15 protein-coding genes are annotated in these 16,043 nt (G+C 50.3%); 13 read left to right on the top strand and 2 right to left on the bottom strand.

The annotated features are described in order from the left end of the window. Positions 1-234 precede the first annotated feature (234 nt). Positions 235-1,209 (top strand): malate dehydrogenase, encoded by a 975-nt coding sequence (locus ACT3TR_RS01345; RefSeq protein ID WP_444624698.1) that lies wholly within the window; start codon positions 235-237, stop codon positions 1,207-1,209. A gap of 148 nt (positions 1,210-1,357) precedes the next feature. Here ACT3TR_RS01345 and ACT3TR_RS01340 read toward each other — a convergent pair whose 3' ends face one another. Continuing rightward, on the bottom strand, positions 1,358-2,014 hold the full coding sequence (locus ACT3TR_RS01340; RefSeq protein WP_441685052.1) for an HAD family hydrolase: 657 nt from the start codon (positions 2,012-2,014) through the stop codon (positions 1,358-1,360). A 192-nt stretch (positions 2,015-2,206) separates the two neighbouring features. Between ACT3TR_RS01340 and rppH the strand changes: the two genes are divergently transcribed. Beyond that, a complete protein-coding gene (gene rppH / locus ACT3TR_RS01335; RefSeq protein ID WP_096281226.1) occupies positions 2,207-2,722 on the top strand; it encodes an RNA pyrophosphohydrolase in 516 nt (171 codons plus the stop codon). A gap of 63 nt (positions 2,723-2,785) precedes the next feature. Beyond that, positions 2,786-5,047, top strand: coding sequence for a phosphoenolpyruvate--protein phosphotransferase (ptsP, locus tag ACT3TR_RS01330; protein ID WP_193062305.1), 2,262 nt, complete (start codon positions 2,786-2,788; stop codon positions 5,045-5,047). Positions 5,048-5,058: 11 nt separating this feature from the next. Here the strand turns inward: ptsP and ACT3TR_RS01325 are convergent, their stop codons facing one another. Further along, positions 5,059-5,865: an NRDE family protein gene (locus ACT3TR_RS01325; RefSeq protein ID WP_444624699.1), complete on the bottom strand. Its 807-nt coding sequence runs from the start codon at positions 5,863-5,865 to the stop codon at positions 5,059-5,061. Between the two features lie 126 nt (positions 5,866-5,991). Here ACT3TR_RS01325 and ACT3TR_RS01320 point away from each other — a divergent pair, with 126 nt between their 5' ends. The 10 genes from ACT3TR_RS01320 to ACT3TR_RS01275 all read left to right on the top strand — a co-directional run bounded on the left by ACT3TR_RS01320 (position 5,992) and on the right by ACT3TR_RS01275 (position 15,963). Further along, a complete protein-coding gene (locus ACT3TR_RS01320; RefSeq protein WP_193062308.1) occupies positions 5,992-7,197 on the top strand; it encodes a response regulator in 1,206 nt (401 codons plus the stop codon). A gap of 95 nt (positions 7,198-7,292) precedes the next feature. Further along, entirely contained in the window at positions 7,293-8,096 is an 804-nt protein-coding gene (lgt, locus tag ACT3TR_RS01315) for a prolipoprotein diacylglyceryl transferase (RefSeq protein WP_193062310.1), read from the top strand. Positions 8,097-8,199: 103 nt separating this feature from the next. Continuing rightward, positions 8,200-9,018, top strand: a complete 819-nt coding sequence (locus ACT3TR_RS01310) for a thymidylate synthase (protein WP_444624700.1) — start codon at positions 8,200-8,202, stop codon at positions 9,016-9,018. Then, positions 9,015-9,545, top strand: a complete 531-nt coding sequence (locus tag ACT3TR_RS01305; protein WP_444624701.1) for a dihydrofolate reductase — start codon at positions 9,015-9,017, stop codon at positions 9,543-9,545. The genes ACT3TR_RS01310 and ACT3TR_RS01305 overlap by 4 nt, the downstream gene beginning before the upstream one ends. 20 nt (positions 9,546-9,565) lie before the next feature. After that, positions 9,566-10,405: a ProQ/FINO family protein gene (locus tag ACT3TR_RS01300; protein ID WP_444624702.1), complete on the top strand. Its 840-nt coding sequence runs from the start codon at positions 9,566-9,568 to the stop codon at positions 10,403-10,405. A 264-nt stretch (positions 10,406-10,669) separates the two neighbouring features. Further along, positions 10,670-11,785, top strand: a complete 1,116-nt coding sequence (locus ACT3TR_RS01295) for a porin (RefSeq protein ID WP_444624703.1) — start codon at positions 10,670-10,672, stop codon at positions 11,783-11,785. A 224-nt stretch (positions 11,786-12,009) separates the two neighbouring features. Then, positions 12,010-13,023 (top strand): porin, encoded by a 1,014-nt coding sequence (locus tag ACT3TR_RS01290; RefSeq protein ID WP_444624704.1) that lies wholly within the window; start codon positions 12,010-12,012, stop codon positions 13,021-13,023. A gap of 267 nt (positions 13,024-13,290) precedes the next feature. After that, entirely contained in the window at positions 13,291-14,607 is a 1,317-nt protein-coding gene (locus tag ACT3TR_RS01285) for an oligosaccharide flippase family protein (RefSeq protein ID WP_193062322.1), read from the top strand. Positions 14,608-14,640: 33 nt separating this feature from the next. Continuing rightward, entirely contained in the window at positions 14,641-15,318 is a 678-nt protein-coding gene (locus tag ACT3TR_RS01280; RefSeq protein WP_444624705.1) for a WecB/TagA/CpsF family glycosyltransferase, read from the top strand. Between the two features lie 3 nt (positions 15,319-15,321). Continuing rightward, the gene (locus ACT3TR_RS01275) at positions 15,322-15,963 is read left to right on the top strand and encodes a glycosyltransferase family 32 protein (RefSeq protein WP_193062326.1); all 642 of its coding nucleotides are present in this window, start codon (positions 15,322-15,324) and stop codon (positions 15,961-15,963) included. Positions 15,964-16,043: the final 80 nt, after the last annotated feature.

Raw genomic sequence — 16,043 nt, 5'->3', positions numbered from 1 at the left:
CAAAAAAAGCTTAGCAACAAGCAGGTAGGGCGTTAAGACGATGACACCATAACGCAACTCGGTGTTTTCAGCGAGTAGCAAGCCGAGGGGGAACGGTGCGTTGGTTAAATAGGTCGTAGTCGCATGTCTGATTGAGTTTTTGCCCGGCTGGGCATACCATCTTGGCGTCTTGAGTTCTGTTGAACCACTCCTCAGGCGAGAACCATCCCTAGGCGAACCAATCAAGGAGCAATGATGAAAGATCCAGTACGTATTGCGATTACCGGCGGTGCCGGCCAGATCAGCTACTCTCTTATTTTCCGCATCGCCGCTGGCGACATGCTGGGGCCGGATCAGCCTGTCATTCTCCAGCTTCTGGAAATTCCTCAGGCAATGGACGCTCTGAACGGCGTGGTTATGGAAGTTAACGACTGTGCCTTTCCGCTGGTGAAAGACATCGTCGCGACCGATGACCCGAACGTCGCGTTTAAAGACGCCGACTTCGCTCTGCTGGTTGGCGCACGTCCGCGTGGCCCGGGCATGGAACGTAAAGACCTGCTGGAAGCTAATGCAGCGATCTTCTCTGTCCAGGGTAAAGCACTGAACGACCACGCTAGCCGTGACGTTAAAGTACTAGTGGTGGGTAACCCCGCCAACACTAACGCGCTGATTGCTTCTTGCAACGCGCCGGATCTCAATGCCGGTCAGTTCACCGCGATGACGCGTTTGGATCACAACCGCGCTCTGGCCCAGCTGGCACAGAAAACCGGCAAGCACGTGACAGATGTTGAAAACATGATCATCTGGGGCAACCACAGTGCCACCCAATACCCCGACATTGCCCAGTGCAAGGTTGACGGTAAAGCGGCATCTGATTTGGTTGAGCGCGACTGGTACGAAAACGACTTTATCCCTACCGTGCAACAGCGCGGCGCGGCGATCATCAAAGCACGTGGCGCCTCTTCTGCCGCCTCTGCCGCTTCTTCAGCCATCGACCATATGCACGACTGGGCGCTGGGTTCTAAAGGTATCGTCAGCATGGCGATTCCGTCTGACGGCAGCTACGGCATCGAAGAAGGTATCATCTACTCCTACCCAGTGCGTTGCCAGGGTGGCAAGTATGAAATCGTTCAAGGCTTTGAGCTGAACGAATTCAGCCAAGAGAAGATGAAAGCGAGCGAGAAAGAACTGCGCGAAGAACGTGCAGCGGTTGAGCACCTGCTCGGCTAAACCCGTTAGCTGCCGCTTATATATGGGCGCAAGTTACGCGAACCCCACAGGCCATGCTTGTGGGGTTTTTTATTAGTATTTGCTACTGAGCAACGCTTGCTAATGACCACGCTTGTTAATGACTACTCGTCACTACCGGCTGCTGATATTAGTCCCGCAAACTCATAATCCGCCATTGGCGTTCTTCTGCCACTTGGCGCAGGGTGTCGTCGGGGTCTACCGCGACAGGGTGATCTACTTTCTCAAGCAGAGGCAGGTCATTGTGCGAGTCGCTGTAAAACCAAGCGCCGTCCATTGAAATATCTTGGAGCTCCAGCCACTGATTCAAGCGAGTCACTTTGCCTTCACGAAAGCTGGGAATGCCGGAAACACGCCCTGTGTAGCGGCCCTCTTTTACTTCAGGGTTCACGGCGATCAAGTTATCCACACCCAGTCGCTCGGCGATTGGCGCAGTAATAAAGCGGTTGGTGGCGGTAATGATCAACAGCGTGTCGCCTTGGGTGCGGTGACGCGCCAGCAGCTCCTCTGCTTTGGGTAAAATATGTGGCTCAATTTTGCTAGCCATAAACTGCTGATGCCAAGCAGAAAGCTGTTCGGGCAAATTATCGGCCAGCGGTTTAAGTGCCACTTCCAAAAAGGCCGCCATATCCAGCTTGCCCGCATTGTAGTCGGCCATAAAGCGTTCATTGGCTTCGTGGTAAGCAATGGGGTCAACGACGCCTTGTTCGAGTAAAAACTCACCCCACGCATGATCGCTGTCGGTGGATAGCAGCGTATTATCCAAATCGAAAATGGCCAGACTCACGATGCTCACCCTTTTTAATCAGTGGTTATAAGTGCTTGGTATTGGTCTGTAAAGGGGCGAATTATCGCAGAGTCGCCCAGGCTTTCCCACCCGCGCAGCATAAGCATTCACCGCATGGCGTTATAATGTATTGATACGCTTGTCACCCTTGTGGAAAAATGGGGGTAACTGAAAATTTATAAGGTGATGTCCGTGATCGACGCTGACGGCTTTCGCCCCAATGTTGGCATTATCATTGCCAATAGCCAGGGGCAGCTGCTTTGGGCACGTCGGGTAGGACAGAATGCGTGGCAATTTCCCCAGGGGGGCATCAATGCAAGCGAGACACCACAACAAGCGCTTTTTCGTGAGCTTTTTGAGGAAATCGGTTTAACCGCCGACGATGTTGACATTGTTGCTTGCACCCGGGGCTGGCTACGCTACCGTCTGCCACGACGTATGATTCGCACACATTCGCGTCCGGTCTGTATAGGCCAGAAGCAGAAGTGGTTTTTACTTAAAATTCGTTGCCAGGAAAGCCAAATATGCATGACGGCTACCCCAACGCCCGAATTTGATGGTTGGCGCTGGGTCAGCTATTGGTATCCGCTAGGGCAAGTGGTGCCTTTTAAGCGAGAGGTCTATCGGCGTGCGCTGAGGGAGCTATCTCCCCGCGTTCAGCGCCTGGCACAGGATGAAGAATGGGGCGACTGCTGGCTGCCACACTAGGGCGGCGCGAGTCTGCCAAGAAATTCCTCAGCGAGGCAAATAACAGTGAAAGGTAAAACGTCCATGCTTGAGGTGCTGCGCCGTGTTATTCAGGAAGTGAATGGCGCGCGTACCCTTGATGCCGCGTTGTCTACGATGGTACGTCGAATCCGTAAAGCGATGCAGACCGATGTGTGCTCCTTCTACCTTTATGATAAAGCGCTTGATTCACTGGTATTGATGGAAACTATTGGCCTGCGCACTCAGGCAGTGGGGCGCGTCGTATTGCCGTTAGGTGAAGGCTTGGTTGGTTTAGTGGCCAAGCGCAGCGAGCCGCTTAATCTTGAAGATGCCCATGCTCACCCGCAGTTTCGCTATTTTGAGTCCACAGGTGAAGAGCGCTATTCAAGTTTCTTAGGCGTGCCGATCATTCACCAGCGTCATATGCTGGGCGTATTGGTCGTTCAGCAGGCTGAAAAACGTAGTTATGATGATGAAGATGAAGCCTTTCTGGTCACGATGGCCGCCCAGTTGGCCGGCGTGCTAGCGCATGCCTTGGCAACCGGTAATCTAATGCGCCCGGCGCTTGCGGGTGGCCAGGCAATGTTTAAAGGCGTTGCGGCATCGCCAGGCATGGCCATGGGTGAAGCGGTGGTCATTACTCCGCCAGCTGATCTGAATAGCGTGCCGGATCTCGTTCCTAGCGATCAGGATTACGAAGTCGCTCGCCTGAAAGAGGCCATTGGCAAAACCCGTAGCGAAATTCGCGCGGCGGCCGAGCGTTTAGCAAGCCGCATATCGGTTCAAGAATTGGCGCTATTTGATGTTTATCAGCAGATGCTTGGCGAAGCAGCGCTAGCCGATGAAGTTGAAAAGCGTATTCGTGAAGGGCAGTGGGCGCCCGGTGCTCTGGCCGATGTAGTGCGTCGTCACGTGCAGTATTTAGAGCGAGTTGACGATAACTACCTGCGTGAGCGCGCGGCAGATATTCGTGACCTAGGCCGCCGCGTGCTTGCACATCTGCAGGAAGATACGCCCTCTACGCCGGAAACCTATCCCGATAACGCCATTTTAGTGGGCGATGAAATTAGCGTTGCTATGCTGGGTGAAGTCCCTCGCGATAAGCTTAAAGGGTTGGTGTCAGTGCGTGGCTCCAGCACCTCTCATGTGGCAATTGTCGCCCGTGCGATGGGTATCCCGACCGTGCTAGGTATGGTGGATTTGCCGCTGCCGCGCCTAGGCGGAGCGCCCGTAGTGCTAGATGGCCATCGCGGCCGCTTGTTTGTACGCCCAGCCCCAGAGCTGACCGCGCGCTACGCAAGCCTGATTGCTGAAGAGAAGGCGCTTAGCGAGTTTCTGGAACATGAGCAGGATTTGCCCAGCGTAACGCCCGACGGCTATACCATGCCGCTAATGGTCAATACCGGGCTTGCGGTAGATGCCACCGCGCTGCTGAAAAGTCGCATAGGCGGCGTAGGCCTTTATCGTACCGAAGTGCCTTTTATGATTACCGAGCGCTTCCCCGGCGAAAAAGAACAGACTCGCCTTTACCGCGATCAGTTAGAAGGCTTTGCGCCGCTGCCAGTCGTTATGCGTACGCTGGATATCGGTGGCGATAAAGATTTGCCCTACTTCCCGATTGAAGAGGCTAATCCGTTTCTTGGCTGGCGCGGTATGCGCGTCACGCTGGATCACCCGGAAGTGCTGATGGTGCAGCTGCGCGCCATGCTAAAAGCATCGGTCGATCTGGATAATCTCTACGTTCTGTTTCCGATGATCACCAACGTAGAAGAAGTGGATGAGGCGTTGCGCCTGCTGGACCGCGCTATTTTGGAGCTAGGCGAGGAAGGTATCAGCGTCATCCGGCCTCAAGTGGGGGTAATGATCGAAGTGCCTGCGACCATTTATCAAATGGACGCCTTGGCCAAGCGTATCGACTTCTTCTCCGTGGGTAGCAACGACCTTACTCAGTATTTGCTGGCGGTGGACCGCAATAATCCACGAGTATCCAGCCTTTACGATGCGCTGCATCCAGCGCTGCTGGGCGCCTTGCAGGAGCTTTCCCACGATGCTCAGCGGCTCAATAAACCTATTTCGCTATGCGGTGAGTTGGCCGGGGACCCGGCCGGGGCGCTGCTGCTGATGGCGATGGGCTTTACTAGTCTTTCAATGAATGCGCCCAGCCTGCCTAAAGTGCGCGCAGCCATCCGTCGAGTGCCGATGTCGGATGCCCAGCAGTTGCTCAAAGAAGTCATGACGTTGGATACGCCTGCCTTGGTGCATGCGCATCTTGAGAGCCGTCTAGACGAATGGCAGTTGTCGCACCTGATGCCGCCGCGAGACTAGACAGGGCTTCATCACACGCTGCTGCGTAGTGCTAGGGAGGTTTTACCTTCATTGCGCCCCAGCGGCCCAAAGCGCTGCTCAGTGATGTCGATATTGCCTTGGGCATCAAGCGTGAGCCACGATGTGGCGCGTGTGCCGTAGCGCTCGCCAACAATAAACGCCGCGGAGAGTTGGCGTTCTAGTGCAAGGCCTATCCCCGTATCGGGCAGTTCTTCGTTAGCGGCTTCCTGCGGATTTTGCATCGCTTGTTGAACGGCGATGGGCCAATCTTCAGAGGAACCGTTTTCAAGTGCATTTTCAAATGCGTTTTCAAGTGCGCTTTCAAGTGCGCTGCGTACATGCAATAGCTTAGGCCACGGTGAGTTAAGGTTGGCGTTGGATAAGCCGTGCACGCCAGGGGGCACTTCATTGAGCGTAAGGTGCTCTTGGCTACGATGCAGGAGCCAAAGGCGCTGCGGTGTTGCTACGAGCAAATTAAATCCCGCATAGCGTAAAGCATCGCCTTGGCTGAGCACTGTTAGCCACTCGTCAATATCATTACATTTCAGGGCATCCGCTACTAACTCACCTCTACTTGGTGCGCCGGGCGGTACGACGAGCTGAGGGTCGCGGACATTGGTCAGTGCGGCCACGACACCGCCTCGCTTGGCCGCCAGCCACGAGCCGCCAGCCTCTAAATCGCGCCCGCCTGCAACGTCAGCGCTTGCTTCCCAGTAGCCAAGCGGTGCGGTGGGTCGCGCGTGGAGCTCATCGCGATTGCCGATGAGACGTAACGGCATGGAGGTGCTGGGTTGCCAGGCGAACGTAATTAAGCACATAGCGTAAACTCACAGATCAGAAAGTAAAAAGCGTTCAGTCAACGGCCTGCATGACAGTAACGAAGTGTAGACGTACACTTAGGCCGGTATCATTATCACAGGCCGTATGGCCATCAGGAAGGCGAGATGACGCAACGCTATCAAAGGGAGCATTTTTGGGAAGCCATTATATGGCCGTTCCTTTGGCCACTGTTGTTTTTACAAGCAGCGCTAATATTCCTGTGCCTCGCCGTGGCGTCGATGGTGTGGTGGATGTCGCCAAGCTACGTGTCATGGAGCACTATGCTCTGGCTGGCATTGGCAATGCTGATCGGCAGTAGTTTGAATGTCGGTGCTTTCCTGATGCTGATTAAAACCCGTGCACGGCGTAAAGATAGCCGCTTTATGCAAGAGCTTGCTGAACTTGAGCGGCACAGTCAGGCGCTATTAGCCACGGCGTCACGTTCGCTGCCAGAACATCGGCGCGCGCCACTTAAGGCTGCCGACGAGTCTCAACTCCCGCTTCAGCGCTTGGCCAGCGTTAATGTGGTATTAGCCGAGATTGAACCCTGTATTGTCTGCTCACAAACCGCCAGTGCCGCCGCGCAACAGACACAGCAAGAGCATGAGCAGTCGCTATTGGACGATATTCAGCATCAGCAGCGCCAGTTGAAGCATCTAATGGCAGGACGTGAGCGGGCGCGCGAAGAATCGCGGTTAAAGTCTGGCTACTTAGCGCTGCTGCAAAATGAGACTGATAAGCTATTCGAGTATCTGAATACGACCGCTGAGCAGGATTTGACGAATGGCTGCCGACAGTGGGTGTTTGATGTGGGTGAGCGCCTTTCAGATATTCGGTCACTGCTCGCTAGTCTGGCGCTTCAAAATGCTGACAACGATAAAAGTGGCCAGCAGGGTAGTCAGCCTATGCTTGATACTGATGCGCCGCAGCGACATTTGCGCGTGCTAGTTGTCGATGATGGGCCGGTTAATTTGATGTTGGCGAGTCAAATGCTGGAGGCCCAAGGGTTGCAGGTGGAAGGCGTAAGCAGTGGGGAAGAGGCGCTTGAGCGCCAGCAAAGCACTATGTTTGATTTAGTATTTATGGATATTTTTATGCCTACGCTAGATGGGCTCGAAACGAGCCAGCTCTGGCGCGATTATGAGCGTACACATGAGTACGGTAGAAGTGTGCTGGTAGCGCTAACGGCTAATGCCGACAATGCAGGGCGCGAAGCCTGCCTAGCAGCCGGTATGGATGACCTGCTAGCCAAGCCGTACCAGCCAGAAACACTGCTCAATATGATCGTGCACTGGTTTCCTGGCACGATAAAAGTGGATGCTTCTACATGAGTGGCTGCCGGTTTCACTGGGGTAGCCGTGCTGCCCTGTCTGGTATATGAACGGCCCTCAATAATTGATCCTTTTAGTCAGCTTAGAGAGTGTAAATGATTAACTACCCGACGATTGACCCAGTGGCTATCTCCTTGGGCCCACTGCAAGTCCATTGGTATGGCTTGATGTATGTAGTAGGTTTTGTAGCGGCCTGGTGGCTTGGCTGCCGGCGCGCATCACGCTTAGGTCTCAATAATGATGATATCGGCGACTTGCTTTTCTATTGTGCGATAGGTGTCGTCGCGGGTGGACGTTTGGGCTACGCGTTATTTTATGGATTGGGGCAGTGGTCAGCCGATCTTCTGTGGATTTTCCGCGTGTGGGATGGCGGGATGAGTTTTCACGGCGGGCTGCTCGGCGTATTGCTCGCGGCCTGGATATTCGCAAGACGAAAAAAAATGGCATTTCTAACGCTGACAGACTTTATCGCGCCGCTAGTGCCGATTGGTTTAGGTGCGGGGCGTATCGGTAATTTTATTAATCATGAGCTGCCTGGGCGTTTAACGTCGCTGCCCTGGGGCATGCCATTTCCAGGTATGGGGCCTGAACCGCGTCACCCCTCTGCGCTTTATGAGGCGCTACTGGAAGGAGCGGTGCTCTTCGCCATTTTGTGGTGGGTTTCTGCCAAGCCAACCGCACGCGGATTTATCTCAGGCATGTTCTTAGTCTGCTACGGCGTTTTCCGCTTTATGGTCGAGTTTGTTCGCCTGCCGGATGCCCATATTGGGTTTATTGCTTTCGATTGGGTCACGATGGGCATGCTGTTAACGCTGCCGATGATGGCGTTAGGCCTATTAATTATCGCCTGGTCACGCTCTCAGCCAGTTGATGTTCAACTACAAAGTACCAATGGGTAAGTATTAGTAGGTTGAGTGCAGGCGGGGGGCGATCTACACATTGCCCCCTATGACCTCTCCGCCTAAAATGAACCGCTACATCGCCTGTTAATTTGGAAATTCTGTGACTGCTACAACGCCCGCGCTAGAGCAACCCTATTTAGACTTGATGCAGACCGTTTTAGAGCATGGCGTTGACCGCCATGACCGCACCGGCGTGGGCACTCGCTCCGTGTTTGGCCATCAGATGCGCTTTGATTTGTCGCGTGGCTTTCCGCTGCTGACGACTAAAAAGCTGCACCTGCGCTCTATTATCCATGAGCTGCTGTGGTTCTTGAAAGGTGACACTAATATCGCTTATCTAAAAGATCACGGCGTGCGGATATGGGACGACTGGGCAGATGAAAACGGTGATCTGGGCCCCGTTTACGGCTATCAATGGCGTAGCTGGCCTGACCCTAAGGGCGGTAGCGTTGACCAAATCGCTAAGGTGCTGGAACAAATCCGCACGACGCCTCAGTCGCGCAGGTTGATTGTGTCTGCCTGGAACCCTGCTCAGGTAGATGAAATGCAGCTGCCGCCGTGCCACTGTCTTTTCCAATTTTATGTGGCTAACGGAAAACTGTCGTGCCAGCTCTATCAGCGCAGCGCCGATATTTTCTTAGGTGTTCCGTTCAATATCGCCAGCTATGCGCTGCTGCTAACGATGGTGGCTCAGGTGGCTGGCCTTCAGCCTGGTGAGTTTATTCATACGCTGGGCGACGCTCACCTGTACAGTAATCATATGGAGCAGGCACAAGAACAGCTGGCCCGCACGCCGAAGGCAGCGCCGCAGCTGGTGCTTAATCCAGAGATAAACGACTTGTTTGCGTTCCGGTTTGAAGATATCCAAATTGACGCATACGAGGCGCACCCTCACATCAAAGCGAAGGTGGCGGTATGAGCAATAACGTCGACCCATTAGTGCCGGTGGCTATGATTGTCGCTATGGCGCGAAATAGGGTCATTGGCGTAGAGGGGAAACTGCCATGGTATTTGCCTGAAGATTTAAAATTCTTCAAACGTATGACACAGGCAAAGCCGTTGGTGATGGGACGCAAAACGTTTACATCGATTGGCAAAGCGCTGCCGAATCGGCTCAATGTTGTGGTAACACGTAATGCTGAGTTTGTTCACGAAGGCGTGCGTGTTTGTCATGATCTTCCAGCAGCACTTGCACTAGCCGACCAGCATGCCACCATTGAGGCAGCAGAAGAGATTATGGTGATGGGGGGCGGCGAGATTTATCGCCAGGCGTTACCCTTTGCTCAGAGGCTCTATATAACAGAAGTGGATTGTGACGTAGAGGGTGATGCCACGTTTCCGGAAATTGATGGCCGGGTGTGGTGCGAAGTGCAGCGCGTAGCGGGGCAGCCAGCGGAAGGGCAACCAAATTACGATTTCGTCGTCTACGAGCGCACTGCCGACTGATAAGGTCAAAGGAGAAGGCTATGGCCGCCAGCTTAATAACTATGCTAGATGATTTAGAACAGCGTCTTGAGAGCACCCAAGCTGAGCTACAGGCCCTGCGTGAGGAAAATCAGCGCTTAAAGCAGTTAGTAGGCAACAATGTGCTACCGCAGGGCGAGCCAAGTGCGGCAACGTCCCAGAACTCTCCTGCAGCCGAAGCAGTCGCTGCCACCGAAGGCAGTGCGATAATTGAAGAAGCTGAAGCTGAAGAAGTTGAAAATCCCGCTGAAGCGTCATCTAGTGATTCGTCTGAAGAGCGAGTAAGCAGTGAAGGCCCAGATGAAACGCACAAAAATGAATCATTGGCACTGCAGCCTGCTGTCGTAGCGCCGCAAGCACCTTCTCCACACGCGCTACTTAATGAATGGTACGAGCGCTACCCGAAAGCGTTCTTCAAAGGCCATACTAAGCCTCTGAAAGTGGGGATTCATCAAGATTTAGCTGAGCGCGAAGCATGGCCGAGCAAGCTTGTACGGCGTGCCCTGGCTAACTATGTTAATCTGCCGCGCTATATCAAAGCAGTCCGAGCTGGCGCTGAACGGGTTGATTTAGATGGGCAACCTGCGGGAAATGTGGATAAACAAGCAGCATTGCATGCATCAGAAAAACGCGGTGAGCCGCAAGGTAGTGCGTCGCAAGATGGTAAGCCGAAAGTAAGTAAGTCGCCAAAGCAAGCTCAAGCTAAAAAGCCCTCTCTGACAGCTGAAGAAAGCCGCCAGAAGGTGGCTAAGCAGCCTGATGTGGAAAACAATGAGTCCCGTAGCTCGCTTAGCATGGAAGACAAATTGCTAGGTTTACAGCAGAAGTTCAAGGGCGGCTGAGACCGGGTGACGGTGTAGGGGTTCCATAAAAAAGTGCAAATAGTAAAGAAACACTGTTTTTTTCTATTGCGTTCATAGGAATCCCGGTATAGAGTTTGTCCTGCGAGCATTGGACTATAACAAGGCTTAGTTGAGGACATGCCGCATACCTCCGGGAAAAACCGGCGGATGGGAAAAGAGCATGGCCCGCAAAAGCCACCTGCCGGCTTATTAAGAGCCGAGCAGCAACGATCGAAACAGTATACGAGTTAAGGAACTTACATCATGAAAAAAACACTTTTAGCGACTGCTATCGTTGGTGCCTTGGGTGCCTCTGCTGCAGCACAAGCAGCAACTGTATACGACCAAGACGGTACTAAACTGGATATCTACGGCCGCATCGCCATGGGTATCGCTGGTGGCGGCCCTGAATTCAACAGCGCTGGTCAGCGTATTGATGATGGCGCTGAATTCGTAGACGTTTTCTCTCGTCTTGGTCTACGCATGAGCCACGAAGTTTCTCGTGACCTGACTGCTTTCGGTCGTCTTGAGTGGCGTTTCCGTGCTGATGAGTCTGGTAACCGCAACGGTAATGACTTCTCTGCGTTTTCTGAGACTCGTCAAGCGTACCTAGGTTTGCAAAGTGACCAGTTCGGTACTTTCCAAGCAGGTAACTTTGACAGCTTCTACAACCAGTTTGTTTCTCTGCCGTTCGATGTTTACATCGACCGTGGTCTAGAATTTGCTGGTCATCCGAAACAGTCGCGTGGCGACTCTATCGGTTACTACACGCCTGATCTGAGCGGTTTCACTGCCTTCTTGCAGTTGAAACACTACAGTGAGCGCGGCTTGCTTGAAAATCAGCTAGATGAAAATGGCGTGCAGATTGGTGAAGTTTCTGACGAAGGCAGTGTTGTAGCACCACAAGGTGGTGTTCGCTACGCACAAGGTCCTGTGACTGTTGGTCTAGGCTTTGTTGAAGATGTGAAGCGTGGCGGCGGTAACGGCGAAATGCTGTACGGCCTGATCGGCTCTTACGACTTCACTGACCAGTTCTCTGCACGTCTTGGTTATGAAACTCGTGAAAACAACAGCGGTTACGATCTTCGTGGCGCTAGCGACGAAAATGGCTACGACAAAGTTGGCCTAGGTGGTACTTTCACCACCGGTCCTTGGGCATTCACTGGTGATTTCTACAACGTCGAGCGTGACGGTGAAGAAACCAGCAAATCCTGGGCACTGGGTAGCTATTACAACGTTTCTAGCAGCTTCGACGTATTCCTAGAAGTCGCTGATGCTGATGCATCTAACCGCATCAACAGCGACACCAATCTAGGTGACGTAGTTGGCGACCTGACTGACGACGTATACTGGCTGACAGGCGCTCGTTACCACTTCTAAGCTTGGTTTAACCACCTTGCTTTAAGGGTAGCTGCCTAGCAGAACCAATAGAACCGGCCTCTTATGAGGCCGGTTTTTTTGTATATATGAAAGGCTGTAAAGTAGATGTTAGTGATGGTCGGAAATCTATAGCATCTTTCTGTATTTTAAGAAATAATATAACATTGCTTTTATGCAAAAATATTAAAAAAATGCTCATAAAATAAAGGTAAGGGATAGTGATAATGAAAAAGAGGCTGTTAGCCGTTGTAGTCAGCGGCAGTTTTTGGATCTCGGCAGCTCAAGCCACACCGCTTTATAATCAAGACGGTACACAGCTAGATATCTATGGTCGTATTGCCATGGGGATTGCAGGTGGCGGCCCTGAGTTTGATCTTGCAGGTAACAAGATAAATAACGGCATTGAATTTGTGGACGTCTATTCACGCCTAGGGTTTCGAATGAGCCATGCGGTGACATCGGATCTAACTGCTTTCGGGCGTTTAGAGTGGCGGTTCTCTGGCGATGAGCGCGATAGCGGTTTTAAGGAGACTCGTCAGAGCTATATTGGATTAGCAAGCAAACGTTATGGAACCCTGCAGGCTGGTAACTTCGATAGCCTTTACTACCAATTTGTGTCGGCGCCCTTTGACGTATATCTAGACCGGGGCTTGCTCTTTAACTCAACTGGCCTGCAATCAAGGGGGGACGCCATAGGTTATAACACGCCAGAGTTGAGCGGCTTCACTGGCTTCCTACAATTGAAGCACTACAGTGAGCGAGGTCTGGTGAGCGCAGAGCAGCGCAGTGAGGGTGACGTCGTTGCTGCGCAGGGCGGTGTTCGCTATCAGCATGGCCCGTTTAAAGTCGGGCTGGGTGCGGTAGAAAATGCCGTGCGCGGCGGTGGTAATGGTGAAATGCTCTATGGCTTAATAGGGGCCTATGACATCACTGATCAGTTGTCTGCACGCCTTGGGGTGGAAACGCAAGCGGATAGTGACACCTACGGAGGAGGGTTCGACACTGCAGGCGTTGGCGCCACTTATACCGTCGGCCCTTGGGCATTTGCAGCAGACTACTACAACGTAGACCGGGATAAAGGTAAAGAAAGCAATGCCTGGGCAGCAGGTGCGTACTATAAGGTGTCTAGCGCGTTTGATGTGTTTGTAGAGCTGGCTGATAGCGATGCACCTAACATACGGAACCAAAGCCTGCCTGATAGAACGTATTGGCTGGCAGGAGCGCGTTATCTTTTTTGAGTAAAAATATGATGTTCGTATATAATATGTAGATCAATGAGATAGTCTGCTTAATGTAAGCTCTCGCCGTGACAGCGAGAGCTTTTTTTTCGAACCCATCTTGATACATCACGCAATAGCTAGGTATAAATTACCCGAAAATGGGTTAAGTGGCGTGATGAGAAGTTACGTGTTACATGCTTCTAAACAAACAGGTATGATTCAGCCCTAAAAACATCTCCGAAATATATTATACTTAGTTCTTTAAATCTAGAAGAGAAATGTAGAATGCTTGTCAAAAAAGTCATGAAAAGCCAGCTGCTAACTACCTTTTCTGCCAGGGGTATCGCGGCTGGAGGGACTTTTTTACTCTCTTATGTCTTGGCTACATTTGTAACCGTTCAAGCATTTGGCGCATTTATGCTGTGCCTGTCTGTGATGATAGGGGGGCAAGTGTTTACCAGCCTCGGAACAGATAGAGCTACTCTTAAGTTTATGGGGATAGCAACCTCTAATGGTAATAAAGAAGAGATAAAGTGGATTTATCAGCGCTCAATGTTCGTTAATATTTTAGTAGGCTGCTTGTTTTCAATTTTACTCTGGTTTTTTTCCCCTGCGATTGCTCAAGTACTATTCTCTTCAGTTGAGAGTGGTGTTGAAAGTTTGAAAGTAACGGCTATCATATCTCCGCTTTATAGCGTTATTTATTTATGTAATTTTCTTATGAAAGGTTGGGGAAGGGCAAATATTTCATGTTTTTTTGAGATAGGCTGTATTTCAATTATACTGAGTATTCTCGTAATGCTTGGTAGCCTATTTGATTATAAATTTAATGCTCTTGAGCTTGTTTTGGCGTTAGGGTATATCTTGTTTTTTTATTTACTATTGGCTGTATGGTATGTGTTGAAAATATACAAGGACTGCCGCTTCGTATCGCTAGAAAAAGTGAGCTTTTCAAGAGGCTTTTACAAAAGTCTCCCCGATTTTTTACTTGTAGGCATCATTTTTTACTATACACAGTGGGGAGCTGGAATCGTACTAGGCTTTTTTCACGATGAACGCGATGTTGCGATATTTAGCCTAGGGCTGAGGCTGGCAATGATTATTGGTTTCATTTTAACGGTCTACGATAGTATTCTTGGGCCAAGATTTGCCAGACTGCAGCATGAGAATGATCAAAAAAATCTAAGAGAGTTAGCTCAGAAAAGTGCTTTTCAAATGACGTGTGCCGCATTCATACCTGCGGCAGTATTTCTTGTGTGGCCAGAAGCCGTGCTGGGGCTATTTGGATCGGATTACAGCGGTGCAAGTAGCGTACTAAGGATCTTGGTGGTTGCTCAATTGATAAATGTTATGACCGGGTCTATCATATTACTGCTGCTAATGGCGGGTGAACAAAAATCCGCAAGGAATATTCTCATTTGGTCTGTAGTGATTGGCGGGCTAGCATCGCTGTTGCTCATTCCCATGTATAATGCTAATGGTGCTGCGCTGTCATTACTACTATGCTTGTTGATACAAAATGTGGTGGCATTGTATGTTGTCAATAAGAAATTCGGCTTTTTAGTCATCGACTGGAGAGAGGCTGTTAAGTTTAATAGTTAACATCTTTAGTTTCTAAAATACATGCGGTGAAGAATGATGGTTAAGTTAGAAAGGGAGTTTCAACAAGAGAAGGGGGTTGATTGTAGTTTTATCAATCCTTTTTCTTTGGGAGTGGTTGCTCAGGAGTTGAGTAGCGAAGAGTGCGCAAAGATAAAGTTTTACGCGGATGGAATCGCAATTGTTATTTATGCGCGTCTCTTCAAAAATAAAAAAATAACGCGCACTAGCTTTGATGATACGTCACTTGCTCCTGTTGTGTTCAATCATGCGTTGCAGCAGAACTCCACGGTAACATTAGTGGGTGGCACTGAAGATAATATCCAGAAAGCCAAAATGCTTTTAGAAATCAAGTATCCAGGTTTGCAGGTAGTGCTAGCTCGATCAGGTTATTTTAATAGCGACGATGAATATAAATTATTTCTTAAGCAATCAAATTCTACTGATATCCTAATTGTTGGTATGGGGGCTGGTAAGCAGGAACGGGTGCTTCTTGATATGAGGGAGAGTGGCTGGAAAGGTACTGGCTTTACGTGTGGCGGTTACTTAGATCAACTTGTAGAAGCGAAGGGGCTGGATTATTACCCGGAACTTGTGAATACGCTGCACTTAAGGTGGCTTTACAGAATATTTAAGGAGCCCCGTCGGTTATCAAAACGGTATTTTAAAGACTATCCATATTATTTAATTAAATTTGGTAACAAAATTCGGTGAGTTATGATTCCTAAAAAAATACATTTTTGTTGGTTTGGTGGGAATGAAATGACTTTCCTATACAAAGAGTGTCTGAAAAGCTGGCGAGTACATATGCCGGACTTTGAAGTGATTGAATGGAATGAGCAAAATATTGATACAAATAATACATATATTAAATACTGTATTGATAAGAAGCGATGGGCTTTCTTATCTGATTACGTACGCATGATTGTATTGCGAGACCATGGTGGTATCTATCTAGATGTCGATATGGAGGTGGTAAAGTCACTCGAGCCCCTGCTCGATAATCAATGCTTTTTGGGTTATGAAGACAAAGATAGGCTTAATACTGCTGTTGTAGGCGGTATTGCAGGGCATCATTTTTTTAATAATGCTATCGAATTGATAGAGCAGCGTCATAACGATAATAAACCCTTTCTAATAGCGCCAGAAGTAGCAAATACGTGTGTCAAGAAAAATGCAGAAGGAATTAACCAGCTGCCATGGCAGTATTTTTATCCGTATAACCCTTATGCTAAGTCGCACGATAGAAAACAGTTAATGTACTCTTATATAGAGGAGGAAACTTATCTAATTCATCATTGGGGGAAGGGGTGGGAGATGGGCTTCATCGAGAAATTAAAAAGAAGACTGTTGAAGTAATTGCTGTTGAATAACAAGTGTTGATAAATAATCGTCTATTGCGCTGGAACTGTAAATCGTGGCTAACCCAGGAAGGTTGA

The sequence above is a fragment of the Halomonas sp. AOP12-B1-6 genome (assembly GCF_052379225.1).
Classification (GTDB): domain Bacteria; phylum Pseudomonadota; class Gammaproteobacteria; order Pseudomonadales; family Halomonadaceae; genus Vreelandella; species Vreelandella casei.
Note: the sequence above shows the minus strand (reverse complement) of the source record. Positions and strands in the feature narration are given on the sequence as shown.